The organism is Acidaminobacter hydrogenoformans DSM 2784 (assembly GCF_900103005.1).
GTDB classification, from domain to species: Bacteria; Bacillota; Clostridia; order Peptostreptococcales; family Acidaminobacteraceae; genus Acidaminobacter; species Acidaminobacter hydrogenoformans.
The window spans coordinates 1-23,622 of record NZ_FMWL01000029.1 but is presented as its reverse complement, the minus strand read 5'-3'; the positions used below and the strand labels follow the sequence as shown (position 1 = coordinate 23,622).

General features: G+C 50.0%; 19 protein-coding genes and 1 pseudogene. 14 read left to right on the top strand and 6 right to left on the bottom strand.

The features are described from left to right. The first annotated feature begins 247 nt into the window (after window positions 1-247). Window positions 248-727 (top strand): DUF6530 family protein, encoded by a 480-nt coding sequence (locus BLP63_RS15965; protein ID WP_092593373.1) that lies wholly within the window; start codon window positions 248-250, stop codon window positions 725-727. Window positions 728-946: 219 nt separating this feature from the next. Here the strand turns inward: BLP63_RS15965 and BLP63_RS15960 are convergent, their stop codons facing one another. From BLP63_RS15960 to abc-f, 3 genes are all read right to left on the bottom strand, one after another. Then, window positions 947-2,119, bottom strand: a complete 1,173-nt coding sequence (locus BLP63_RS15960; protein ID WP_092593371.1) for a Fic family protein — start codon at window positions 2,117-2,119, stop codon at window positions 947-949. 183 nt (window positions 2,120-2,302) lie between these two features. Then, window positions 2,303-3,934: a DEAD/DEAH box helicase gene (locus BLP63_RS15955; RefSeq protein ID WP_092593369.1), complete on the bottom strand. Its 1,632-nt coding sequence runs from the start codon at window positions 3,932-3,934 to the stop codon at window positions 2,303-2,305. 137 nt (window positions 3,935-4,071) lie between these two features. Next, entirely contained in the window at window positions 4,072-5,985 is a 1,914-nt protein-coding gene (gene abc-f, locus BLP63_RS15950) for a ribosomal protection-like ABC-F family protein (RefSeq protein WP_092593367.1), read from the bottom strand. A 291-nt stretch (window positions 5,986-6,276) separates the two neighbouring features. Here abc-f and BLP63_RS15945 point away from each other — a divergent pair, with 291 nt between their 5' ends. From BLP63_RS15945 to sstT, 13 genes are all read left to right on the top strand, one after another. After that, window positions 6,277-7,212, top strand: coding sequence for a DMT family transporter (locus BLP63_RS15945; RefSeq protein ID WP_170829510.1), 936 nt, complete (start codon window positions 6,277-6,279; stop codon window positions 7,210-7,212). A 95-nt stretch (window positions 7,213-7,307) separates the two neighbouring features. Continuing rightward, entirely contained in the window at window positions 7,308-7,694 is a 387-nt protein-coding gene (locus BLP63_RS15940) for a metallopeptidase family protein (RefSeq protein ID WP_242870950.1), read from the top strand. Window positions 7,695-8,019: 325 nt separating this feature from the next. Beyond that, on the top strand, window positions 8,020-9,705 hold the full coding sequence (locus BLP63_RS15935) for a phosphodiester glycosidase family protein (RefSeq protein ID WP_092593363.1): 1,686 nt from the start codon (window positions 8,020-8,022) through the stop codon (window positions 9,703-9,705). A gap of 132 nt (window positions 9,706-9,837) precedes the next feature. Beyond that, on the top strand, window positions 9,838-11,202 hold the full coding sequence (locus BLP63_RS15930; protein WP_092593361.1) for an alkaline phosphatase: 1,365 nt from the start codon (window positions 9,838-9,840) through the stop codon (window positions 11,200-11,202). A 249-nt stretch (window positions 11,203-11,451) separates the two neighbouring features. Continuing rightward, window positions 11,452-11,979, top strand: coding sequence for a flavodoxin family protein (locus tag BLP63_RS15925; protein WP_092593359.1), 528 nt, complete (start codon window positions 11,452-11,454; stop codon window positions 11,977-11,979). 76 nt (window positions 11,980-12,055) lie between these two features. Further along, window positions 12,056-14,206, top strand: coding sequence for a polyphosphate kinase 1 (ppk1, locus tag BLP63_RS15920; RefSeq protein WP_242870949.1), 2,151 nt, complete (start codon window positions 12,056-12,058; stop codon window positions 14,204-14,206). Window positions 14,207-14,293: 87 nt separating this feature from the next. Beyond that, window positions 14,294-15,211, top strand: a complete 918-nt coding sequence (locus BLP63_RS15915; protein ID WP_092593357.1) for a metallophosphoesterase family protein — start codon at window positions 14,294-14,296, stop codon at window positions 15,209-15,211. Window positions 15,212-15,503: 292 nt separating this feature from the next. Then, a complete protein-coding gene (locus BLP63_RS15910; RefSeq protein ID WP_092593355.1) occupies window positions 15,504-16,421 on the top strand; it encodes a hypothetical protein in 918 nt (305 codons plus the stop codon). Then, entirely contained in the window at window positions 16,422-17,114 is a 693-nt protein-coding gene (locus BLP63_RS15905; RefSeq protein ID WP_092593353.1) for a hypothetical protein, read from the top strand. Window positions 17,115-17,300: 186 nt separating this feature from the next. After that, window positions 17,301-17,909: a hypothetical protein gene (locus BLP63_RS15900; protein ID WP_092593351.1), complete on the top strand. Its 609-nt coding sequence runs from the start codon at window positions 17,301-17,303 to the stop codon at window positions 17,907-17,909. 39 nt (window positions 17,910-17,948) lie between these two features. Further along, on the top strand, window positions 17,949-18,296 hold the full coding sequence (locus BLP63_RS15895; protein ID WP_092593349.1) for a GIY-YIG nuclease family protein: 348 nt from the start codon (window positions 17,949-17,951) through the stop codon (window positions 18,294-18,296). 181 nt (window positions 18,297-18,477) lie between these two features. After that, window positions 18,478-20,127 carry a M20/M25/M40 family metallo-hydrolase gene (locus tag BLP63_RS15890; protein ID WP_092593347.1) on the top strand — a complete coding sequence of 550 codons (1,650 nt, stop codon included), beginning with the start codon at window positions 18,478-18,480 and terminating at the stop codon, window positions 20,125-20,127. A 444-nt stretch (window positions 20,128-20,571) separates the two neighbouring features. Beyond that, window positions 20,572-21,822: a serine/threonine transporter SstT gene (gene sstT, locus BLP63_RS15885; protein WP_092593345.1), complete on the top strand. Its 1,251-nt coding sequence runs from the start codon at window positions 20,572-20,574 to the stop codon at window positions 21,820-21,822. Window positions 21,823-21,957: 135 nt separating this feature from the next. On the opposite strand, the gene BLP63_RS15880 is transcribed toward sstT, so the two are convergent. The 3 genes and pseudogenes from BLP63_RS15880 to BLP63_RS15870 all read right to left on the bottom strand — a co-directional run. Then, the gene (locus tag BLP63_RS15880) at window positions 21,958-22,656 is read right to left on the bottom strand and encodes a 5'-methylthioadenosine/adenosylhomocysteine nucleosidase (protein ID WP_092593343.1); all 699 of its coding nucleotides are present in this window, start codon (window positions 22,654-22,656) and stop codon (window positions 21,958-21,960) included. A 27-nt stretch (window positions 22,657-22,683) separates the two neighbouring features. Beyond that, window positions 22,684-23,157, bottom strand: coding sequence for an S-ribosylhomocysteine lyase (locus BLP63_RS15875; protein ID WP_092593341.1), 474 nt, complete (start codon window positions 23,155-23,157; stop codon window positions 22,684-22,686). Window positions 23,158-23,391: 234 nt separating this feature from the next. Then, window positions 23,392-23,622 (bottom strand): annotated as a pseudogene (locus BLP63_RS15870) (glycine/sarcosine/betaine reductase complex component C subunit alpha); the annotation flags it as partial.

Here is a 23,622-nt window from a genome sequence, read left to right as displayed (position 1 = left end):
GCCGTTGACCGAATGCAGTGAGGTGCAGTGCGGGGCAATAGGCGCCAGCCGCGAGGTGCACGTCGTGGCCCGGTGAGGCGTAAGATGCCCAGAACGCATAAAAGAGCAAGCTCACTGAAGCTTAGTGCGCTTTTCCTTCTCCTCCCTTGACGCTATTGGAAATTGGGTGTACAATAACCTCGAGTTTATAATTTAGTAATTTAGTAATTTAGTAAATATATAATAACAAGAAAGGGGAGAACACAACATGAACATCCCAACCACATTAAAGCACAAGCCTGTAATTGTCGTTGAGAACTACGAAAACATTGATGGCAGATATGCCTACGATACGGATGCCAAAGGATTATCCTTAGGACTCGCGCAGTGGAATGACAGGGGAAAAGTTGAAATATCGGCGAAGGTTTGGCGTCATACCGGGGGGAAATGGTCGAGACAATCGGAAGAACTGCCGCTTCACCGTGTCTTGGATTTAGCGATTCTGGTATGCAGAACCAAGCTCCACTTCCAGGATGCCTACCGCTACGAGAGCTTATATGATGAAAGCAATACGGTACTGGACCGGGTAGGACTTCAAGGGGATGCCATGACTGTTCAGGTGTGTACTGACAATGAAAAGATCAAAGAAGACATCAAGCTCTTCAGCCAGGCGCTGAGCGATGATGGCGAGCGAATTGGGGAACGGCTAAGCACACTCTCTCGACTGCTGAAAGAAATGGGTTACTAATAATAAATCTATAAGCTTCCCTCAGACACATAAACATGTCAGAGGCCAAACTTCCTTTTGCATTTAGCACACAAAAATAAGCAGGTACCAGATTGAATTTCTGGTCCTGCTTTTCTTTTGCTTGCACAAGGCGTAACTCTGGATGACTGATGTGAAGGGTGGAATTGTCAAAAACTTCCCTTGGCGAGGGCTGGTACTGTTTCTCCGCACCGTTTCCCCTCACTCAAGTTTTACGGCATACCTGACCTTGTTCCCATACTTTTGCGCAGTCAAAAGCCCTAACATCTCGAATTTCATAACAAATTCACGGATTGTCGCATAAGCCGCATTCCCAAAGTCACGTTCGAGCTGTTTAGTTGAAAACTCACTGCTGCCATATGCGGATAGAACAAAATTCCAAAGGTCTTTTTGTTTGACTGTGATGTGACCATCATGAAGTGCTTTGCTGAAAGCCTCAATCGTATGGGTCTGTGGTAAAGGCTGGGATAGTTTGTTGTAAACATTATCAATGAAATAGATGAGAAAAGGCGTGACATCTAATACTTTGCTGATCTTGAAATTGCTTTCTGCCAATAAGTAAGCTTTATAATACGCGCTGCGGCTTCGCTCGATATAACTTGAAAGCGGTATAAAAAGGGTAGAGGCGTAACCTTGTGTTCGTAAATACCACATGTGAATGAGTCTGGCCATTCGACCATTTCCGTCAAAATAAGGATGAAGAAATCCAATGTAGAAATGGATGACAGCAGCTTTGAGAAGATCGTTCATGGAACTGTCTGAATGGATGAAACGCACGAGTTTATCCATGTACTCAGGAAGTTTATCATATGGCAGTCCGGTATGCTCTAAATTTTGCCCCAAAATATAGACTTTATCATGGCGATAGAATGCACCTGGTTTTAATTTGTCGTCCTCGAGCAGATTATGGCTGATGGATAATTCATAAAGTTCTTGAATGGCTTCTTCTGTTATTATATTTTCAGGGTTAGATATAAAGTCGAGCCCTTTTTTTAGGCCATAGATCCGCTGCTCGCTGTCGTCTGCAGGTGCGTAACCACGCAGGATTTTTCTGACGCTATCCCGTGAAAAATCAATATTTTCAATGGTAAGCGTAGCGGAAATCTCTTCTTCCATAGCTTTTAATCCATAAGCTTCATTTGGATTCTGTGGTAAGAGCAGCAGCTTATAGGCTTTTGTTCGGACCTGTGTCATGTTTTCCATATAAACGAGATCGTTCCCGGAGAAGTCAGGAATGGGTAAACTTTTGTAGACGTTGTTTTTAAAGAGCTCAATAAGTTCGTTAAGGTTAACGTCTGGGTATTTGAAAGTTAATTTTTTTAGATCAGTGATACTTTTGTCAGAAAGAATTTTTACGTATAATGATGCGTCCATAGCTGCACTCCTCTCTGCTGATACAAATAAGTATCAATATGTATCAGTATAGTACGAATTGGTTAATTCAACAAGAGGGTATTAAAATTAAGCAGGTGGCTGATAAATGTCCTCACAAAAAAAGCATTTGATCAACAGAAGGTCGGTAACCGATGCTTTCTGATCATCAAATGCCATTGTTGCTTATTTCTTCCCCAACAAACGTCCCAATACTTTTGCGACAATTGATTTTTCTTTCGGCGCAGCGGGGGCAGGTTGAGCTTTTGTTGGTACAGCTGGTGGAGCAGATTTTGAGACTGCATCACTAATGCCTTTAGCCTTTGGTTCATTGTGATGTGGATGATACTGGTTTGGTGTGCCCTGGCGGTTGGGATCCGCGTATGGTTTTTTTCTTGACGGTCTGGAAGAGGATGCAGCTTTGCTCTGGGCTTCGAATTTGGGTTCGCGGGTTTCGTAGCGGAAGCCGGAGTCGTGACTATCGGCAGATTTTTTGTTGTTAAGGTCTGAAGGGCGTTCGTCTTTTGACCGGCCTCTTCCTTGAGGTGCCTGGTCCGACTTGGGCCGTCTTGGCGGGCGCGTGCCCCTGCCTTTGGGTGCGGAACCGGCAGACGCCGCAGAGGTTGCTTTTGAGGGCGCTGCGGCTGGGACTGACTTCGTTTTCTTCCAGGCAGTGACCTCGTCTTTAATAGCCGCCAACGCCGCGTCCGTTGGGAGCTCTTCCTCAGAAATCATAGCATTGATGTGTTCCTCAATCTCATAGAGGGTCATTAAATCCTCCCCGGTCACCAGGGTGATGGCACGACCGGTATTGCCAGCCCGACCTGTGCGTCCAATGCGGTGGACATAGCTGTCCTTGTCCTCCGGGACATCATAGTTGATGACCAGCGACAGGTCCTCAATATGGATCCCCCTGGCAGCGACATCTGTGGCGACCAGAAGGTGAAAATCACTTTTCTTGAATTTCTCAATGGTGGACTGGCGCTTGTTCTGGGGGATTTCGCCGTGCAGTGCCATAGAAGCATAGCCCTGGCGATGGAGAAAGCTCTGAACGGAGTCAACGGCGTGCCTGGTATTGCAGAAGATCAAGCAGCTGTCCGGCCGGTTCAGCTGAAGCAGGCGATCCAGCTGGGTCCGCTTTTCGCTTCGCTGAACGCGGTAATAAGCCTGGTCAATCAAGTCCACGGTCTTGGTCTCAGATTCGATTTCTATGGTTGAAGGAGATTTCATGTAGGCTTTGCACATGCGCCGGACTTCTTCAGGCATAGTGGCAGAAAACAGAAGCGTAACGCGGTCTTTGGGCAGCTTTTTAATAATGCGGACTACTTGATCAATGAAGCCCATGTCGAGCATGCGGTCAGCTTCGTCTATGACGAGAAACTTGACCTTGTCCAGTTTCAGCTGGCCCCTCTGAATGTGGTCATAAACCCGGCCCGGAGTCCCTGTGACGACCTCTGGGAATTTGCTCAGAGCCTTGATCTCGGTATTGATATTGTGCTGGCCGTAAATTGCGGTCGTTCTGTGGCTGAGGTGCTTCGCCATTTGCATGATGTCGTGGTCAACCTGGATGGCCAGCTCCCGGGTTGGGGTGAGGATCAAAGCCTGAGTGGCGCTGATGCCAGGCGTCGTCAGCTGAAGGATAGGCAGGCCAAAAGCGGCAGTCTTGCCGCTGCCGGTTTTGGATATGATAATCAGATCTTCTTGATTCAGTATTTTGGGGACAGCCAGGACTTGGACCTCGGTTGGTGTCTCAAAGCCTATTTCGTCTATGGCGGTGAGGAGTGGCGCTGAAATGCCGAGTGATTTAAATTGGATCATACAGTGAACCTCATTTCGTTAGTTGGTGGTCGTCATTTTTCTCATTATATCACGCTTCAGGCCTGAGTCCCAGCAGGAGGCGCCACTTGCAGGCAAATCCCCTGGACCAGATAGGCGACTGACAGTTTTGCGGCGCCTTATTGACCTGCGCCGGCGTCAATAAGCTCTGACAGCATAGTCCACTCTTCGAGCAAGACATTGTGACGGGCTTTGAGGTCGGCAAGCTCTGTACTGAGGGCGGTGAGCTTTTCAAAGTCACTGGCGTGTCGCTGGAGCTCGTCTTCCAGGCGGGCTACGGAAGCTTCAAGGGATGTGATTTCGGCCTCGACTTGTTGAAGTTGCAGTTTCTCTTTTTGGTAGGACCTCGGCCGTGGCGGCCTGCCAGACGCGGTGGGCTTTGAAGACTCAACAGGGCGCCTGCCCGGCGTGTTTTGGGGCGAAGGCGCTTGGGCGCGCGACTGATAATCGGCATAACCGCCGTCAATGCGCTCGAGGCGTTGATCATGGAGCCAGAGCATGCCCGTCGCCATCATTTCAATCAGGTAGCGGTCGTGGGAGATCATCAGAAGGGTGCCCTCATAGGCGCTCAGCATAGCCTCCAGCTGTTCCCGTGAGGGGATGTCCATGTGGTTGGTGGGCTCATCCAGGAGCAGCAGCGTCGATTGGTTTTTTGAGAGCTGAATGAGCTTCAGACGGCTCCGTTCGCCACCGGACAGGGTCGAGAGCTGCCGGAAGACCTCTTGGTCCCGGAAGCCGTAATGGGCCAGCAGATTCCTGGCCTCCCCGCTGTTCAGGGAGAGGGTCTGCGTGCACCAGTCGTGCAGGCTGAGGTTAGGATCCTCAAACTCTATATCCTGAGGGATATAGCCGATGGTCACCGAACCCCCAACCTTAACACGTCCAGCCGTTGGTTCCAGTCGTCCAAGAATAGCCCTGAAGAGCGTCGTTTTGCCTGTTCCGTTTTTGCCAATCAGACACAAGCGCTCGCCTCGAAACAGAGTAAATGTTCCATTTTCCAGCAAGGTGACACCGGGATAGCCCAGCGTTAAATCCTCGAGCTCAATCAACTTCTTCGAGGCTTTGGCAGTGCCCTCCAGGCTGAGCTTATAACTCAGTTTGCCATGGTCCGGCGGGAGGACACGGTCCATTTTGTCGAGGCGTGCTTTGAACTGGTTGGCTTTTTTAAAGAATTTCTCATTGTCACCTATGCTGCCCCACAGCTCAAAACGCTGGATGGCAGCCTCAATGGCTTTGATTTTCTTCTGCTGGAGCTGATACTGCTGGAGCTGAAGGGCGTCCTGCTTTTCTTTTTCAATCGCGTACCAGGAATAGTTGCCTTCGTAGTGCTTGACATAGCCCTGATCCAGCTCCAGAATCGATTGAGCGACCAGGTCGAGGAAGTAGCGGTCATGGGAGATCACTATGACAGTGCCGTCATACAGATTCAAATAGCGCTCCAGCCACTCGAGCATGTCGCTGTCGAGGTGATTGGTGGGCTCGTCGAGGAGCAGGACATCCGGAGCTTGAAGGAGCAGCCGGCCAAACAGCGTCCTGGTCTTTTCTCCGCCGGAAAGGGACTCAAAGGGCTGCTCGAGGAGGGGACCAAGCTTTAGCGCCTGACTGATCTCGCTCAGCTTGACGTCCATAGTATAGCCGCCTTGAGCTTCAAATTGTGTCAGCTTTTCTCCGTAGCTGCGAAGCAGCGCCGGGTTTTCTGGGGTCTCTGTCATACTGCGCTCGAGGCTCGCGAGGTCTGCTTTTAACTTTAGCAGCTCAGAAAAGCCCTCTTCCAAAACGCGCTTTACGTTCTGGCCGGGTCTGTGATCCGGCAGCTGCTCCAGAAAGCCTACACGGAGTCCTTTACGAAGGATCACTTGTCCAGCGTCAGGTGCTTCTTCCCGCATTATAAGCTTGAAGAGGGTCGTCTTTCCGGCACCATTTCTGCCAATCAAGCCGACCTTGGCACCTGAGTGGAGATCAAAGGAGACCGACTCGAGGACGGGCTTCTGGTAATAGGTTTTTTTAACCTGGTAAAAGGAAATATCGATCACGAAGAGGGCCCCTTTCGGAGAATGGTTTTACTGAGTGTAGATCTTATGGAGCTTGATCGCCAGAGAGAGCTGCTCGTAAAAGCTGCCTTCGGACTGTTCCAAGTTTAAGAGACTTTTGATTTTTCCAATGCGGTAACGGATCGTATTCTTACGCTCATAAAAAGATTATATAGGTAGTGAGAACCGTTTGTGGTATGTTTCACAAAAATAATCAAAAATCATTTAAAAAATACAAAAGATGCTTTGCTATAATGAAGGTGACGATTATGTAAAATTAAGGGGATGAACGTAATGGCTGCAGAGGACAACAGGAGAGAGCTGGATCCAATAGATAAAAGCACGGTGAAATCTTTAAAGGAGACGATAGATCCATCTGATGAATATCCTAAGAAGACGCGGCTCCTGGCGGGCCTTGGACTGATGACCACGGCGCTGATGTGGGGATCGACCTTCCCTGCCGGTAAATATGCGCTGGAATTTATGAGCCCGTTTTATCTGATGGGATTTCGCTTTTTATTTGCGTTTGTCCTGATGGCTGTAATTTTTAGAAAAAAGCTGTTTTCGACTAAGCTTAAAGATATGAAGGGCGGTCTAATCGCCGGTGTGATGCTGTCTATGGGCTATGTGCTTCAGATCTATGGCCTTCAGTTCACGACGGCCAGTAAGCAGTCTTTTTTAGCCGGGGCTTATGTTGTAGCCGTCCCATTCTTGACCTGGGCGGTATTTAAGAAAAACCCTTCGATTAAGGCTTATATTGGTGCTGCGGTGTGCTTCTGGGGCATTGGCATGATTTCGCTGAATGAGAATTTGTCTATTGGACTGGGGGACAGCATCACGCTGCTCAGCTCCATGTTTTATGCCGCCCATATTGTCGTGACGGGTTATTTTGCCCATAGGGAAGATGCCGGCGTGTTCACGGCGGTCCAGTTTGGTGTAGGCGCGGTTATGGCCATGGTTTTGGGACTTGTGTTCAGCCCGGCGCCGCAGGTGTTTCATTTAGGTATGCTGGCAGTTCTGTATTTGGCTGTATTTGGCTCTATAGTGGCGTATTACCTGCAAACAGTCTGCCAGAAGTATCTGAAGCCGTCGGTGACCTCCATCATTTTGAGTATGGAGGCGGTGTTTGGCAGCCTGCTTTCCGTGGTGCTCCTTGGAGATGCGTTTACCACGAAGATGGCCATAGGCGCGGCGGCAATGCTGGCGGCGATCTGGATCAGTGAGGCTTAGGGGTGCGGTGTTTGGGTGATGGGACCATCGGCAGCTGTTTGGTCTTTAGGCTTTGGGGGAATGAATAGACTAAAGACTGTGACAGGAAAGTGGTGGTGGCTTTGGTAACGATTGAGGAAATGGAAGCGATGCTGGAGGAGATTGCCGAGGGGCTGCCGGAGGTGTTTTACAGGGAACTGAACGGCGGAATTCTGCTGCTGCCGGAGAGGCGGATGCATCCGAAAGGCGTTGGTGACGACCTTTACATCATGGGGGAATATCACCGGGGCGGCAGTCAGGGACGATATATTGTCATTTATTACGGCTCGTTTGCAGAGGTGTATGGGAGCGCTTCGCCCAGTGTGGTCCGGAGGAAGCTGGAGGAGACGCTGAAGCATGAATTCACGCACCATCTGGAGTCGCTGGCCGGCGAGCGGGGGCTTGAGAAACAGGACAAGAGGGACATGGCGCGGTACCTCAGCCGGAAGGTCAGGCGGACGTGATGGTGGGCAGTTTAGAAAGCTGAATTGTTTTTGTGGAATTTTGAAAAGTAAAAGAAAATAAGTGAGACAGGGCTTTTAAGGGTGGCGATATGCTGGAACATCCCTGAAAGTCCTGTTTTTTTTGAGGTGTGTGGTCGGGGACAGGGACGCGTGGTCGGGGACAGGGACGCTTGGTCGGGGACAGGGACGGACCAAACAGTCACAGTAATATAATTTTAACCTTCCACGGATGCATAGCGCTTTCACCCTCAAACCCAAAATGGTATTCTATGGGTATGAAAAATATCCCGAACCGTCTAATACAACCCAACTGGAGGCTTAAACCATGAAAAAATTGCTGCTCATACTCAGCCTGATCCTTACACTCACGGCCATCCAACCGCCAGCAGCCTACGCCGCAGACGCCGGCGTGACCATTCCCAACTTTGAAGTCACTTTGAATGGCGTTTCCTTCGAGTCCCAAAATGCCCGCTATCCGCTGCTCGTCTACAGAGACATCACCTATTTCCCCATGACCTGGAACCTTTCCCGTGCCCTCGGCCTCAGCCTCAAATTCTCCACTGAAGCTGGGCTGGAGATCCAGAAGGCAGCCAGCATGGAAACCGTCCGGCAGGACACGGCGGGCAGCAACCGGCTTGGCGCCGCCTATACCGCTAAAGTCGTCACCTATCCCGTCAAAGTGGGCGGGCTGGCCATTGACAACGCCAAGGAGACCTACCCAATCCTCAATTTTAGGGACATCACCTATTTCCCGCTGACCTGGCGGTTCGCCAAGACGCTGTTTGGCTGGGAGTACCAATACAGCCAGGCCGGCGGTCTCGTTATAGGCTCAGGACTGGCCGATGGTAACACAACCCCACAAGTGACGGTTGGGGGACCACTGTCAGAAAACACACCTCTATCAAATACCACAGCTCCATCCAGCGGTCTGACCTTCGCCGAAAAAACTATCAAGGTCGGCAGCCGCGCCATCCCCGTCAGTGTTGTCACCGCTGACCTGAAGGGCGGCAGTCTAAAGGCCAGAGCCGTCCTCGCGGGCGATCGCGTGGGTGAAACCGCTGCACTTGAAGCCATAGCCAAGCGGGAAAACGCGGCCTTTGCCATCAACGGCACCTTCTTCGACGCCTACAACGGCTACGGCACACCCAGCAACACCCTGGTCGTGGGTGGCAAGCTCATGACCACCGGCGGCCATTATGGTGCCCTGGGCATTGCCGGAACCGAAGCCCGGATCGACCGTGTGTCCTCCGCCGTCAGCGGCGAGAACACGGGTGGCGTCTTCGACAAAGTCTCCTGGTATAACGGCAGCTGGCAGGGCTTTTCCCTCAATACGCCCCTGATCCACGCCGGCGATCAGCGCGTTGTGATCTTCGACAAGGACTACAGAAGTCAAATTACTGCCAACGCAGGCTTTGCCGGCACCGTCTTCACCGTCAGCGGCGGGATCATTTCCAAAGCCAATCCATGGACTGGCGCTATGGCGAACACAGCAGATTACACTGTCGTGTTCCCAGCGGCTCACAGCTATCCTGGCAAGGACACGAACCTCCTGGCGGCTACTGGCGCCCTCATCAACCAGAACGCGGATTACGTCTACACCTCTTATGCCAAGTTCGCGGCGGGCAGCCGCTTCAGTATGAAGCCCGCGCTGACGGCCGAGCTGGGCGGCGATTTCTGGACATCCGCAGACTCTGTGGTGGGCGCCGGTCCGCTGCTCGTTCGAAATGGCGTGAAGGCCATTGATCTCACCAAGGAGGCCTTCTACGAAGCCAAGATCACCTCCCAGTCCGCCGCCCGCAGCGCCGCCGGCATTTCTGCCAGTGGTCAGCTGATCTTTATTACCACCACTGCCACCCTGCATGAGCTGGCCGACATCATGATCCAGCTGGGCGCGGAAGCCGCGACCAACCTCGACGGTGGGGCTTCCAGCGGCCTGTTTTATGACGGTAAAATGGTGCGGACACCTGGCCGGGCGATCAGCAATGCCATTGTGATTGAGGTTTTGGATTAAGCCTCAAAAGTTAACATGACTTTACCTATTCCTTTCAAAGGGTCAATCTCCTTATAACATTGCTGAATTATGCTGTTTCTGTAAAAGAAAGAAAAACAGCATATTCGCAAGGTGAAGAGGAGGAAATGAGTTATGGTTTCTGGAAAGTTCAAAAAAACGGCCACATCCGTCCTGCTTATGGGCGCTATGGTCATGGGCTTGGTAGTACCGGCCGCGGCGGCGCCAGTTGTCGAAGACAAGCTCACAGGAAGTGGCAAAGACGTCAAGAATGTCATAGTCCTGATCTCTGATGGCTGGGGCTACAACCAAATCCTCGCGACGGACTATTATAACGACGGTAAGGCAGGCACCCAGCGCTACGAAAAGTTTCCAACAAAGCTCGCAATGAGTACATACTCGGTTGGTTCCTATGACCCGGATGTCATTTGGTCAAGCTTTGACGCGGTGAAATCAGATGCAACAGATTCCGCTGCTGCAGGTACAGCTATGTCCACGGGATCCAAAACTTACGATGCAGCAATTGGCGTGGATTTGGATGAACAAGATCTCGTCCATATAGCAACAGACTTTGAGGCCCTTGGCAGAGCCACAGGCGTTGTCTCCTCCGTTCAGTTCAGCCATGCGACTCCCGCAAGCTTTGTAGCCCATAATGTCAGCAGAAACAACTACAGCGCGCTGGCGAACGAAATGCTGATGGACAGCGCCACAGATGTCATTATTGGCGCAGGTCATCCGTATTATGACAACGATGGCAATTTTAACAGCAACCCCAATTTTAGATATGTAGGCGGCGAAGCCACGTGGAAGGCGCTTCTCAATGGTACTCTTAAAGTCGCGGACGCTGACGGCGATGGTACACCAGACCCTTGGGCGCTGATCCAGCTGAAAACAGACTTTGAAGCCATGCAGACAGGTGAAACGCCAAATCGTCTTGTAGGCATTCCTCAGGTGTATACCACGCTTCAGCAAAGCCGCAGTGGTGATGGTCAGGCAGCTGTCTTTGAAGTCGACTTCAATGAAAATGTTCCAACCCTTGAGGTCATGACCAATGTCGCCCTGAACGTCCTGGACAACGACGACGATGGCTTCTTCCTGATGGTAGAAGGCGGCGCCATTGACTGGGCTGGACACGCCAATCAGAGCGGCAGGCTGATTGAGGAACAAACGGACTTCAATAACGCCGTCAATGCCGTTTGTGACTGGGTTCAAACGAACAGCAGCTGGAGTGAGACGCTGGTCATTGTCACAGGCGACCACGAAACGGGTTATTTGACTGGAACAGAAGGTGTTTATGACGAGGTTGTGAATCAAGGCGCAGGCGTCATGCCCATCATGACGTGGAACAGCGGCAGTCATACCAACCAGCTCATTCCTTTCTTCGCGAAAGGTGCCGGTTCAGAGCTTTTCAAGAAGCTGGCGGACCAGCAGGATCCGGTGAGAGGGGCTTATCTCGACAATACGGAGCTTTTCGTGGCGATCCGTTCGCTGATTCAATAGAATTTGGTGCTGTCACAAAACCGGATAATTGGGTTTTGTGACAGTTTTTCTTTTTGGGGGGTGGGAGACCATCGGCAAAGCTGATTTTGGATTTTTAAGGATTTTTGCCGATGGTTTCACAGGGAAAAGGCGCAATTCTCCTTTTCCTTTATTATTCTTTTCCCCACGCATTGGCTGACCCTTCGACGCTTTTCTGATAATCCAGGGCCAGGAATGGGTATAGGTTTTTCAGGAAAGGATGTGTTTGGTATGGAAGGCCAAAGTCTGATTGTTTATTATTCGTGGACAGGCAATACGTCATCTGTAGCCGAGGAGATCCGGGCTCAGACTGGCTTTTCGGTCGAGCGGATCGAAGAGGTGAAGCCACGGCCTTTTGGGAGCCTTCCTTGGGCGGCACTGGGGGCCTGGCTGGGACTGAAAAGCGACATCAAGCCTCTGACTGAGCCGCTGGCGTCCTATGACAACCTGTTTCTGGGCATTCAGGTGTGGGCAGGCAAGTCAACGCCGGCAATCAATGCTTTTCTGAATAGAGAAAGCTTTAAGAACAAAAAAGTCTGGGTGTTCATGACCATGGCGGACAACGTGCCGTCGCAAAAGGTAATGGAATCCGTGCGCAGGCGCATTGAAAAGAAAGGTGGAACTGTGGTGGATACCATTGGTTTCATGTCTAAAGTTCTGGCGGCAGTGGGAGATGAGCACAGGGCGGCCCAGGTTTTGTCCCGGGACGAGATTCGCGAGCCGCTGGAAAATTGGCTTAGAAAGAATCAAATAATTTAACACGGATTTCACGATTGAGTAACCCTGATATGGGAAAATAAGAGCGCGTAAAGTCAAAGCAAACAGGAGACCCAAAATGCAAAAGCCATCAGAATATATGGACTATACTTACACCCAAAACAGGGATCTTTCCTGGCTCAAATTCAACGAGCGGGTTCTGAATGAAGCCAACGACCCGGCCGTTCCCATGATGGAGCGGCTGAAATTTGTGTCGATCTTTTCCAGCAACCTGGACGAATTTTTCATGATCCGGGTGGGGAGTCTGCTCGACTTGTCCATGCTGCAGAAGACCATGATTGACAACAAGTCCGGCATGACGCCGGGGGAACAGCTGAAAGCCATTTACAAAGCGGTCAAGCCCCTATACGCGCTGAGGGACAAAACGCTTCAGAATGTAGAGCTGTTTCTGGGACAATTTGAGGTTGAACGCATTAAAGTCGCGGACTTGACAGGGAAAGACAAAAAGGTCATTCAAAACTACTTTAAAACCCAGGTGATGCCAGTGCTGTCGCCTCAGGTGATCAGCCCGCATCACCCGTTTCCACACCTTGAGAATAAGGCGCTCACCATTGCGGTCATGCTGAAGTCGAAAGACGCCACTCAGTACGGCCTGATCCCTGTGCCCAGGACTATGCCCCGGGTGGTCTACCTCCCAGGCAAACAGCTGCGCTATATTTTGATGGAGGATCTGATTCTCCATTACGCGCCTGAGGTCTTTGAAATGTACGAGATCCTTGAGCAAACGGTGATCAGCGTTACCAGAAACGCGGACATCCAACCGGATGACGAAGCCTTTGAAGTCGACGAAAATTTCAGGAGCCATATGAAGAAGATAGTCAAGCTCAGGGCGCGCCTTGCCCCTGTGCGGCTAGAGCTGCAGAATAAGCTGAGCATAGAGTTTTCAAGCTTTCTTTGCAGCCGGCTGAATCTTGACCTCAGCCAGGTTTATTACAGCAAAACACCGCTGGATATGGGCTACGTCTTTGAAATTGAAAACCGTCTGACGCCAATAGGCCGCCATCACCTCACCTACCCGGAGTTTGAGCCACAGGCCAGCTCAGAGGTCAATTTTGGTGAGAGTATAATCCGTCAGATTATGAAAAGAGATCTGCTTTTTCACTATCCTTATGACGCCATGGAGCCGGTGCTGAGTCTTGTAAGGGAGGCGGCGGCTGATCCAACGGTGATCAGCATCAAAATTACCCTCTACAGGATTGACAGAAAGTCCAAGCTGGCGGAATACTTGATTGACGCCGTGGAAAACAAAAAAGAGGTCATCGTCATCATGGAGCTCAGGGCCCGGTTTGATGAGATCAATAACATTGAATGGGCGGAGCGTCTGGAAGAGGCGGGCTGCAAAGTCGTCTACGGCTTTGAGAAGTATAAGATCCACTCAAAGATCTGTCTGATTACCCGGCGGGATAAAAACAAGCTAAGCTACATTACCCATGTGGGTACCGGAAATTTCAATGAAAAGACGGCAAAGCTCTACACCGATCTTTCGCTTCTGACAGCGGACGAGGCGATTGGCCTGGATGCCAATCTGTTTTTTAAAAGAATCCTCATCTCAAATCTTGAAGGCGCATACGAGCGACTTCTCGTTTCACCTTATGAGCTGAAAGCGCCTATATTAAGCCTGATCAGACAAGAGACGGAAAAGGCCCAAAATGGTAATGCCAGTGGTATTCTGATGAAGCTGAATTCCCTGTCAGACAGGGAGATCATAGACGCGCTTGCTGAGGCTTCTCAAGCGGGGGTGCCGGTTAGGCTGATCATTCGAAGCATTTGCTGCCTGTTGCCTGGGATTCCTGGAAAGACGGATAATATTCAGATCCGCAGTATTGTCGGGAGATACCTGGAGCATGCCAGAGTATTCTGCTTCGGTGACACAGAGGGGGACGTCCATGACATGCAGCTCTACATTTCGTCAGCGGACCTTATGACACGCAATACTGAAAAACGTATTGAAATCGCTTGTCCCGTGCAGGACGTGCGCCTTAAAAAGCGCCTGCTTGAATTGCTTGAGCTTCAGCTGGAGGACACGGTGAAGGCAAGGCGGATCACTTCGGATGGCAGCTACGTCCCCGTAGAGTACGAGTCCCGGGAGATTGTGGACTGCCAGGAACGCTTGATGGAAAAAGCCATTCACAGGGCGGTGGTCCCAGCGGGAGAGACCAGGAGCTTCAAGTCTTGGATAGAAAATTGGATAGGCAGGCTAAGAAAATAACATCCTATTAAAGGCTTTTTATGCCGATGGTTTTCCAAAAAAACCAGCACCCAGATCCCATAACTTTTAACAATCGAGGCGATAACCATGTTTACTGATCAAAGACTGACAGAAGCTTACACAGGCGCCCGGGTAGAACTCTTTGACGGGGATTCGCGGTACGTCTTTTTCAGCGACGCCCACCGGGGGGACAACAGTCTCTCAGACGAATTCGCAAGAAATCAGAATATCTTCCTCAGCGCTCTCGACTATTACTTAGAAGAGGGCTTTGTCGCTGTGGAGACAGGAGATGGGGAGGAGCTCTGGGAGCATTCAAAATTCAAGCACATTCGGTTCGCCCACAGCGAGGTGTATGATGCGCTTAAGAGGTTTCATGATGACAATCGGCTCATATTGCTTTATGGGAATCACAATATGTACCTGAAGGATCCCGTTTACCTTGAGAAAAATTTCTACCATTTCTACGACGAGTACAGCGAGGAGTACTGTGAGCTCTTTGAGGGTCTGGAAGCCCATGAGGCGCTGGTACTCAGGCACAGGGAAACGGGTCAGGAGATCCTGGCGCTGCACGGGCATCAGGGGGACTTCATGAATGACCAAATATGGCGGTTTTCAATGCTGGCACTGCGGTATTTCTGGCGATTTATGCATATGATTGGTTTTAGAAATCCAGCGAGTCCGGCTAAAAACGTGCATAAAATGCACAAGATTGAGCGCAATTACAACAAGTGGATCGCCAGACACAGAATGATGCTGATCTGTGGGCACACGCACCGGCCCAAGTTTCCAAAGCACGGTGAGCTGCCTTATTTCAACTCGGGGTGCGGGGTTCACACCAAGGGGATATCCTGCATTGAAATCGTAAATAACGAGATCTTGCTGGTGGAGTGGCGGATTCGGACAGCCAGGGATGGGATTTTGAGGGTCGAGCGGGAGATAGTGCGGGGGCCTCAGGCAGTTGAGAAATATGATTTGAAGAAATATCAGTTCAACGAAGTGGTGTAAGGATAGTTTGATGGTCAAGTCAGGCAGCCGGCGAGAGCCGGCTGCCTTTGTGTTTTTTGGTGCGGGACTGGGCCGCGCCGGATGTTTGGTTCGGCCCAGTCTCCGCCTGAGTTTTTGGCGCGGCCCAGTCCCGCCCTGCACCGAAATGGTTCTTTAATATTTCAATGTACTGGGAATATGTTACACTAAAATAAAGGGCGCTTTGGCATCTTCAATTATTTCATGACCCCCAGAACGCTTTTCAACGGTAACGACAACCCTCTCCCCGGAACCCTGAAAGGAGAACGCTGAAATGCAGACGAATCGCAGAATATTTATAACCGGTCTAATATTAATGATTATGACAAGCTTAGCTGCCATAATTTTCTGGTGGTCTGTCAAGCTCGATGGACCGGTCTTCTTTGAGCAGTACAGGGAACGGACAGTCATGGTTGGCACAACTTCGGAAGGGTATCCTCTTTATCATCAAGTGACACTGCATATGCCTTTTGTCACGGACCAGTCGGATCGACGGATCGTGGAAAGAATAGAATTTCCTGAGGTCCTCAGGCTTGATGGGATGACCCGAACCTATTATGAGACCGAAGCCACTGCCTTCAGCTTCAACAGCGCGCAGTCACAGAGCCAGGGCAGTGGGAAAACTATTGGGCGGTATAGCTTCAATATACTCACAGTTAGCCTGGACTTCCTGGAAAAGCTTCCTTTTGGGCCTGAAAAAATTACCTGTGCTGAGGTCTATTATTCGAATGGAGAAAGTGAAACGGTCGCTTTGGGTGAAATCTGGCTCACGGGTAGTACTTATGAACCTGGCGCCATTGAGCATAAAAGCAGCAGTGGGTCATCTGATGGAACTTATGAAGCCAGATTTTCTGTTACAGCACCTGTGGAATTGATCGAGGCAGGTTCGCCATTACTGGACCGTTACAAAGAGTCATTGGTAATGGATGTCAACGGCATGGCGCTGTCTGAGCTTCGAGGTAAAAAGCTGGAAGCGGGCGACTCGCTTCAAATTACAGCGACACTGGAAACGGGAGAGGGCTTTGCAAGAAATTATACCTTGCTGGAAATAACGCCTGAACTCAGCTATAAGACCGAGGATGGAAGACTTCACAGCCAAAGGCTCCTAAGCATCATTGAGCACTTCCACGCCTACGATCCAGAGCAATTTCTGGATCTGGTTCAATATCTCAAGGGCAGGGGGGCGATTTAAATGCACGAAGGCTTTAACAGAATCTTTTGGGGCATGATCTTTGTGACATTTCACATAACAATTGGTGGCTTTGAGGTTTTGCCGCTGCCGTCCTTTGTGGGCTTTCTCATGGTCCGCGGCGGGATCCTGGAAATATTGAGAGATCCCAAAACTGCCCAAGCCCAGGAAGTCGGCCAAGAGGCAGAGGCATTTGATCCCAATCTGGTCTCAAGTCGTAGGAGCAAAGACGCCCAGCATTACTTAAAGCGCGCCTCGCTTATAGCTCTGATCAGCGCTATTGCAGCCGTACCAAGAGTTGCCGCGGTTCAATTCAATGATTTTCTCAGCGGCTGGCCGCTGGCATCGCTTTTCAAATTGGAGCTCAATTCTATACTGGATCTGGCCCTCGCCTATTATGTGCTGTCAGGCGCAGTGTGCCTGCTTAGGGCTCAAGGGGACTCAGTCAGGGAAGCCTTCTATCTCAAACGGCTTAAAACTTATCTTATACTGCTTGTTACGGCTTCGGTTTTGGGGACCATTCTGATGGCTTTAGGGGTAATATCAGGGTGGACGGTTGTTCTTGGCATGGTGGTTCTAGCCCTCAGGATCTGGCTCATAGCCATGCTTCATGGCCTCAAACCCAAAACCACAATGGGGAAAGTTCTCAAAACGGAACTTGGAGACACTGAATTGGAAAACAGCCCCCAAAGCTGACAGGGTGGGACTGTCCCCAACCAAGAGATTCAGCCATAAATCTGAAATAAAAGCAATCAAAAAAACGGACACCTTCACGGGTGTCCATATCTTTTGTTATAATAGCGTGAAAGCCTCAAATTTGATCAAATAACCGCGCTTGCCCATTACTTCAGTTGTGGGTCTTTTAAGGAGGTGCGCATCTGTATGAACACTATGGAGAAATTCATACTCCTCTTAATCCTGATTGTCGTGGGTGCCACGGCCGCCGGTGTCCTGAACCGGGCACCGGCTTACCCGGACCAGATTCCCGAGCCGGTCCAGCGCCCGCTGAGCACCCCTGAAACCATTGCGTACGAGGGTAAGTCCGGGCCTGTGACCCTGACACTGCTGGCGGAGTACGATATCACGGCCGTGGTCAAAGGCCGTAAAAATTACAGCAGCGATCCCAGTGCCGCAGTGTCCCCCATGGATCTGGCACTGGCCTGGGGCAACCTGAATCAGCGTCACATAGACGAAGCCATTGACTATTCCCAGTCAGGCCGATGGTATTACTACCGCCTCTCTCCCGCCGCGCCAGTCAGCCTTTACGATGTCCAAATACAATCCGCAAACACACACTTGATCCCAAAGGACGACGCGGTCCTAAAGTCCATGAAGCGAATAGGAAAGAACGACCTCATCCGCCTCGAAGGCTACCTCGTCAGCGTGACCTTTGACCCGCAGCTGCCCCAGTGGACGTCAAGCCTCACCCGAACAGATTCAGGCAACCGGGCCTGTGAGATTTTATACGTCACCGAGGTCGAAATAAAATAGCCGGTACCAAAATAAAAAACCGCTGCAGGAGACGACCCCATGAAGGACAAAAAAAGCAAAAAGGCTCTGAGAGCCCAGTACGAAGAGCGCACCATCACTGGCGGCGTTTATGTCATCCGCAACACACAAAGCGGGCAAATTCTCCTGGAATCCACTACGGATCTCACAGGCAGCAGAAACAGGTTCGACTTTGCGAGAAAGACTGGTGCCGGCGTGAATTTGAAGCTCCAAAGAGATTGGTCGCACCTTGGCGGTGATCAGTTCGAGTTTGAGGTGCTTGAAACCCTGGATAAAAGCGAGACCCAAACAGGGGAGGCCTTCGCTGAGGACCTCGAGGTCCTCGAGGAATTTTGGCAGGAAAAACTGAAGGACGCTTATTTCTATTAAGAAACCAGTAAAGATCCAGTAAAGAACCAGTAAAAAACCAATGATGTGCATAAAAAAACTTTTTCCCGTTTAGAGGATTTACGGGCTTCAAGCTATAGCAATCGGCGCTAAATTCACTATAATATAAAACAACGGGTGTCATATTGCCTAAGAAAAAGTGAATTTTGTGGAGGTTAGTACTATGGGTAAGGCAGCGCTGTCGGATCGTATTGAGCAATTGACGCTGGAATTGGTCGCATGTCGAAGTGTAGTGGGAACGGCAGACGAAATAGCCATGAGTGAGCTGGTGTTTCGACTGTTGTCTGATATACCGTACTGGAAACAGCATCCCGAGCTTTTGACAAAACAGCCTTTTAAGAATGATCCCCTGGGCCGCTTCAGTGTCATAGCGCGGCTGGAAGGAGAAAAGGATAACTCAAGAAAGACGGTAATCACCATTGGTCATACGGATACGGTGGGAATCAGTGATTACGGGGATTTCAAAGACCTGGCTACTAAGCCGGAAGCCCTTATTGAGGCGCTGAAATCAGTGACACTTTCAGGGGACGCGAAACGTGAGCTCGATTCTGGCAGTTGGCTCTTTGGCCGCGGCATTCTCGACATGAAGTGTGGTCTCGCCATCCTGATGAGCATCCTGGAGCAGCTGTCTGAAGATATTGCCAGCCTTTCCGGAAACATTGTGTTCGCGGCGGTGGGGGATGAAGAGGGCAATTCCGGCGGCATGCTGTCTGTGGTTCCTGAGCTCGTCCGCCTGCAGGAAGACATGGGCTATGAGTATCTGGCCGTGGTGGACACGGACTACATGTCTCCACGCTACGAGGGCGACGAGGACCGCTACGTCTACATTGGCACCGTGGGCAAGCTGATGCCGTCGTTTTATGTCGTCGGCAAGGAAACTCACGTGGGCGACCCCTTCAAAGGCCTTGACCCCAATCACATCGCTGGTGCCATCATCCAGAAGATCAATAAAAACGTCGCCTTTTCAGATGTTGCCGATGGTGAGGTGTCCCTACCCCCCATCACCCTCCAGCAACGCGACCTGAAAGAGGAGTATTCGGTGCAGATCGCCAGAACGGCGAATCTCTACTTCAACTACGCCACCCACAAGAGCACGCCGGACGAAGTCATGTCGAAAATGATCCGCGCCGCCCACGAGGCGTTTTCAGACGTGGTCAATGTCCTCAACGAGCGCTACGACATCTACTGCAAGGCTAGCCGGACCGTCCATTCATTGCTTCCATGGCGGGCCAGGGTCATCTCCTATCAGGCCCTCTACGAGGCGGTTAAAGAGGAGCGGGGAGAGGCTGTCCTGGAAGCGCACCTCGACGCCCTGAAAGCTGACATGCTCAAGGACACTTCCATAGACGAGCGGCTGTTTGGCCAGCGCATTGTGGAGGCTGTCCACAGTCTTTGGTCTTTTAAGGAGCCCATTGTCATTGTTTATTTCTCACCACCATATTACCCGCATAACTTCGTTAAGGGCAACTGGGCCAAGGATCTGCGCCTCCTCGAAGCGGTGGAGAACGCGATCCGTGGACAGGGAAGTGACAGCAAGGTGGTCAGCCGAAAATTCTATCCCTATATTTCAGACCTTAGCTTTGTGTCAGCGCCAAGCAACGAACGCATTGTTGCCCTTCAGAACAATATGCCGGCTTACGGGTCAAGATATGTGCTCCCAATTGAAGAGATGCAGAAGCTGAGTCTCCCTGTTGTGAATATTGGCCCCTATGGGAAGGATGCTCATCAGTTTACGGAGCGCATTGAGAAGCATTATTCCTTTAATGTGGCGCCGCAATTGGTCTACGAGACGCTTTTGGGGATTTTGGGGTAACAAGGTGAAGCAAAAGGAGTTATTGTTCACCATTGAGTTCGCATAATGAGTGTATAGTGAGGGTTTTACAAGTAGTTTTCATTATGAATTAAAAAAACAAAGTAACTATATTATGTAAACATTTAGATATATAGTGAATATTGTTTTTATAATGGGAGGTCAAAACCAAATGCTGACCTCCTTTTTTTTATGTTAACCTTTCGCTTTCCGGTGAATTTAGCTGATTAATTAACAACTGTATTTATTAATTATTGTATTCTGAATTTAGTGAAATAATGAAATATTCAGTCAAATCGACTAAAAAATTAAGAAATGGTGACAAATTTCTCTTCCATTTTAGCGGAATATGGGTTAGAATTGGTGATGTTGAAAGAAACCCGAAATACCGGCCACACAGAGGAACGACACAAAAGTTCACTCGACTAGTTGAAGGAGGATTTTTTCTTGGGCAAATTGTTACATAAGTGGAATCACATCAGTCTCGTAAAACGTATTTTAATCGGTCTTATCATTGGTATTATTCTTGCGGTTACTGTTCCTGATTTCGCTAAACCTATTACGATCTTTGGTTCGCTGTTCGTTGGCGCGTTGAAATCCATAGCGCCAATCCTGGTTTTCTTCCTCGTCATGGGCGCGATTTCCCAGCACAAGAGCGGCCAGGAAACCAATATGAAGGGCATCATCACGCTTTATTTGCTTGGTACTTTCTTAGCGGGTTTAGTTGCGGTTATCGCAAGCTTCCTTTTCCCGGTTACCCTAACGCTCGCAGCTGGCGTTGAAGGCATTGCAGCACCGGGCGGCGTTACAGAAGTTCTTAAAGCGCTCCTTCTTAATATCGTCGACAACCCTGTTAAAGCGCTGTTTAACGCGAACTACATTGGTATTCTCGCTTGGGCAGTTGTTCTCGGTATCGCTTTGAGACATGCGCCGGATACAACTAAGACTATGATCACTAACTTTTCAGACGCGCTTTCACAAATGGTTCGCTGGGTTATTGGTTTCGCGCCACTCGGCATCATGGGCCTCGTATTTGAATCCATAGCAGTAAGCGGGATCGAATCACTGCTCAGCTACGGACAGCTGCTCGCGGTACTCCTTGGCACCATGTTCTTCATGGCACTTGTTGTGAATCCAATTATTGTATTCGTCAACATTCGAAAGAACCCATATCCGCTGGTTTTCAGATGTCTTGAGGAAAGTGGTCTGACCGCATTCTTCACCAGAAGCTCCGCGGCAAATATTCCTGTCAACATGAGACTTTGTGAGAGCCTTGGCCTCGACAAAGACACTTATTCTGTCTCAATCCCGCTCGGCGCAACGATCAACATGGCTGGCGCAGCGGTTACGATTTCCGTTCTTACACTCGCAGCAGTTAACACCTTGGGCATTCAAGTGGATATCGCAACAGCGGTTATCCTCAGTGTTCTTGCCGCAGTCAGCGCATGCGGCGCGTCCGGAGTTGCCGGCGGCTCCCTGCTTCTGATTCCGCTTGCTGCAAGCTTGTTCGGTATTCCAAATGACGTAGCTATGCAGGTCGTCGGTGTCGGCTTTATCGTTGGTGTGCTTCAGGATTCCTGCGAAACTGCACTCAACTCATCAACGGACGTTCTCTTCACGGCTACAGCTGAATACGCGAAGCGCCGTAAAGAAGGCAAGCCAATTGTCTTTGAAAGAAGACCGGTTGACGTAGAATAATTAAAAACAAAGCTAAACAAATGAGGCGTTTGGTTGGGGACAGTCCCCAACCAAACGCTTTTTTTCAATAAAAAACGCGTTAGCGCTGCGCTAATGCGTTTTTTGTGAATAACTTATTAAAATGCTTAACTTACTTTACATTCTTTCCAACATACCAAGGACGATTTGGTTTGAGTTCTCAGCCGCCATAACCGCGAATTCGTCAAAATTGACATGGGCGGAGCCGTCTGCCTTGTCAGACATAGCGCGAATGATCACGAATGGAATTTTATTCAGATGGCACACATGAGCGATTGAGGCACCTTCCATTTCCGTGGTATAGGCTTTGAACACGTCCTCGAGAAAAGTCTTGCGCTCCGGTGACGCCACAAACTGATCCCCGGAAACAATGCGGCCTTTAAAAACTTTATGGTCCTTAAGGCATTCGAGGCTGATTTCATAGGCAAGGTCTACTAAAGCCCGGTCCGCAGGGAAAACGGAAGTCTCCATACGTGGAATCATGCCATGTGCATATCCAAAGGCGGTGCAATCCACGTCATGCTGCAGGCAGTCTGTTGAAATGACGGTATCACCAACATCCAGACCGTTAAAAATGGCACCGGACACCCCTGTATTGATGACTTTTTCAGCACCAAACTCAGAAATCATAATTTGCGTACATACAGCGGCGTTCACCTTGCCTACACCACAAGTGGCGACAATGACTGCCTGATTGTTGAGCTGGCCGTCAAAAAAAGTGATTCCGGCGACATTTTTTTTCTCATTGATGGTCATCAGCTCGGTAAGCCGGATCGTTTCAATATCCATAGCGCCAATAATTGCAATCCTCGACATAGTAGACCCCTTTCAAATTCAGTATTTCTAAACCGGATAATTCAGATTCTCCGGTCCAGCGTGGTTCAAAACCTCAAGATAGGCGGCAGCTTCCTTTCGTGCGCCCTCGAGATTGTGAAGCTCGTAATTTCCACATTCAATGGCGCTGACGCCGGGAATATCCCCTTCATAGGCCGCAGCGAAGGTAAAAGCTCTTCGAATCAGCGGAAGGATTTCTTCTGAGGTATAAGCGCCGTGAACCAGGAGGTACATGCCTGTGAGACAGCCCATAGGGCCAAAGTAAAGGATCCGTGAAGCAAATTCTTCATCATTTCTCACATAAGTGGCAATCAGGTGCTCAAGCGTGTGAATCGCGCCATTGTCCAGGCGTTCTTTGTTGGGAAGCTTCATGCGAAGGTCAAAGGTCGTCACAGTTTCGGTCCCTATATGGTCTACTCTGGAAACATAGACGCCAAGTTTCAGACGCAAATGGTCTACAGTAAAGCTTTCGATTTTTTTCAAGAGGGATCAAGCTCCTTTATACTATAGTTTATGAACAGCATTTTTTATAAGCGTGGCGAGATGGAACCTCCAGGCGACAGCTTCACTTCGTTCGTGTCAGCCATATCAAGGATAACATATCTATGATGAAATTTGAAGGAGGGCATGTGGATTACCCTCTGACTTAAAAAGAAGGCGTTTGGTTGGGGACAGTCCCCAACCAAACGCCTTCTTTAAACATTTTTTTCCCTTCAATTAGCAAGGGTCTGCTTCTTTTGAAACATAGCCTGCGTCCGCAAGCACTTTAATGGAAATTTCGAGCTTGTCCTCAGCGACCATGACAATTGGACCCGTACAGCCCATGCCGCTTTCAGCGTAGATGCCCGCTTTCCAAAGCACCTTGACAGCGTCTTCAAGGTCCATGATGTCAATGCCTGAGACAGAGCCTGTCACGACTTCCTTCTCAGGGGCCTTGACTTCGACTTC

Bases quoted from the DNA above. Each gene is read 5' to 3' on its own strand.
- BLP63_RS15910 (WP_092593355.1), top strand. From the start codon at position 15,504: ATGCAGACGAATCGCAGAATATTTATAACCGGTCTAATATTAATGATT.
- ppk1 (WP_242870949.1), top strand. From the start codon at position 12,056: ATGCAAAAGCCATCAGAATATATGGACTATACTTACACCCAAAACAGG.
- BLP63_RS15915 (WP_092593357.1), top strand. From the start codon at position 14,294: ATGTTTACTGATCAAAGACTGACAGAAGCTTACACAGGCGCCCGGGTA.
- BLP63_RS15880 (WP_092593343.1), bottom strand. From the start codon at position 22,656: ATGTCGAGGATTGCAATTATTGGCGCTATGGATATTGAAACGATCCGG.
- BLP63_RS15935 (WP_092593363.1), top strand. From the start codon at position 8,020: ATGAAAAAATTGCTGCTCATACTCAGCCTGATCCTTACACTCACGGCC.
- BLP63_RS15945 (WP_170829510.1), top strand. From the start codon at position 6,277: ATGGCTGCAGAGGACAACAGGAGAGAGCTGGATCCAATAGATAAAAGC.
- BLP63_RS15960 (WP_092593371.1), bottom strand. From the start codon at position 2,119: ATGGACGCATCATTATACGTAAAAATTCTTTCTGACAAAAGTATCACT.
- BLP63_RS15905 (WP_092593353.1), top strand. From the start codon at position 16,422: ATGCACGAAGGCTTTAACAGAATCTTTTGGGGCATGATCTTTGTGACA.
- BLP63_RS15955 (WP_092593369.1), bottom strand. From the start codon at position 3,934: ATGATCCAATTTAAATCACTCGGCATTTCAGCGCCACTCCTCACCGCC.
- BLP63_RS15890 (WP_092593347.1), top strand. From the start codon at position 18,478: ATGGGTAAGGCAGCGCTGTCGGATCGTATTGAGCAATTGACGCTGGAA.
- BLP63_RS15895 (WP_092593349.1), top strand. From the start codon at position 17,949: ATGAAGGACAAAAAAAGCAAAAAGGCTCTGAGAGCCCAGTACGAAGAG.
- BLP63_RS15930 (WP_092593361.1), top strand. From the start codon at position 9,838: ATGGTTTCTGGAAAGTTCAAAAAAACGGCCACATCCGTCCTGCTTATG.
- BLP63_RS15965 (WP_092593373.1), top strand. From the start codon at position 248: ATGAACATCCCAACCACATTAAAGCACAAGCCTGTAATTGTCGTTGAG.
- BLP63_RS15900 (WP_092593351.1), top strand. From the start codon at position 17,301: ATGAACACTATGGAGAAATTCATACTCCTCTTAATCCTGATTGTCGTG.
- BLP63_RS15925 (WP_092593359.1), top strand. From the start codon at position 11,452: ATGGAAGGCCAAAGTCTGATTGTTTATTATTCGTGGACAGGCAATACG.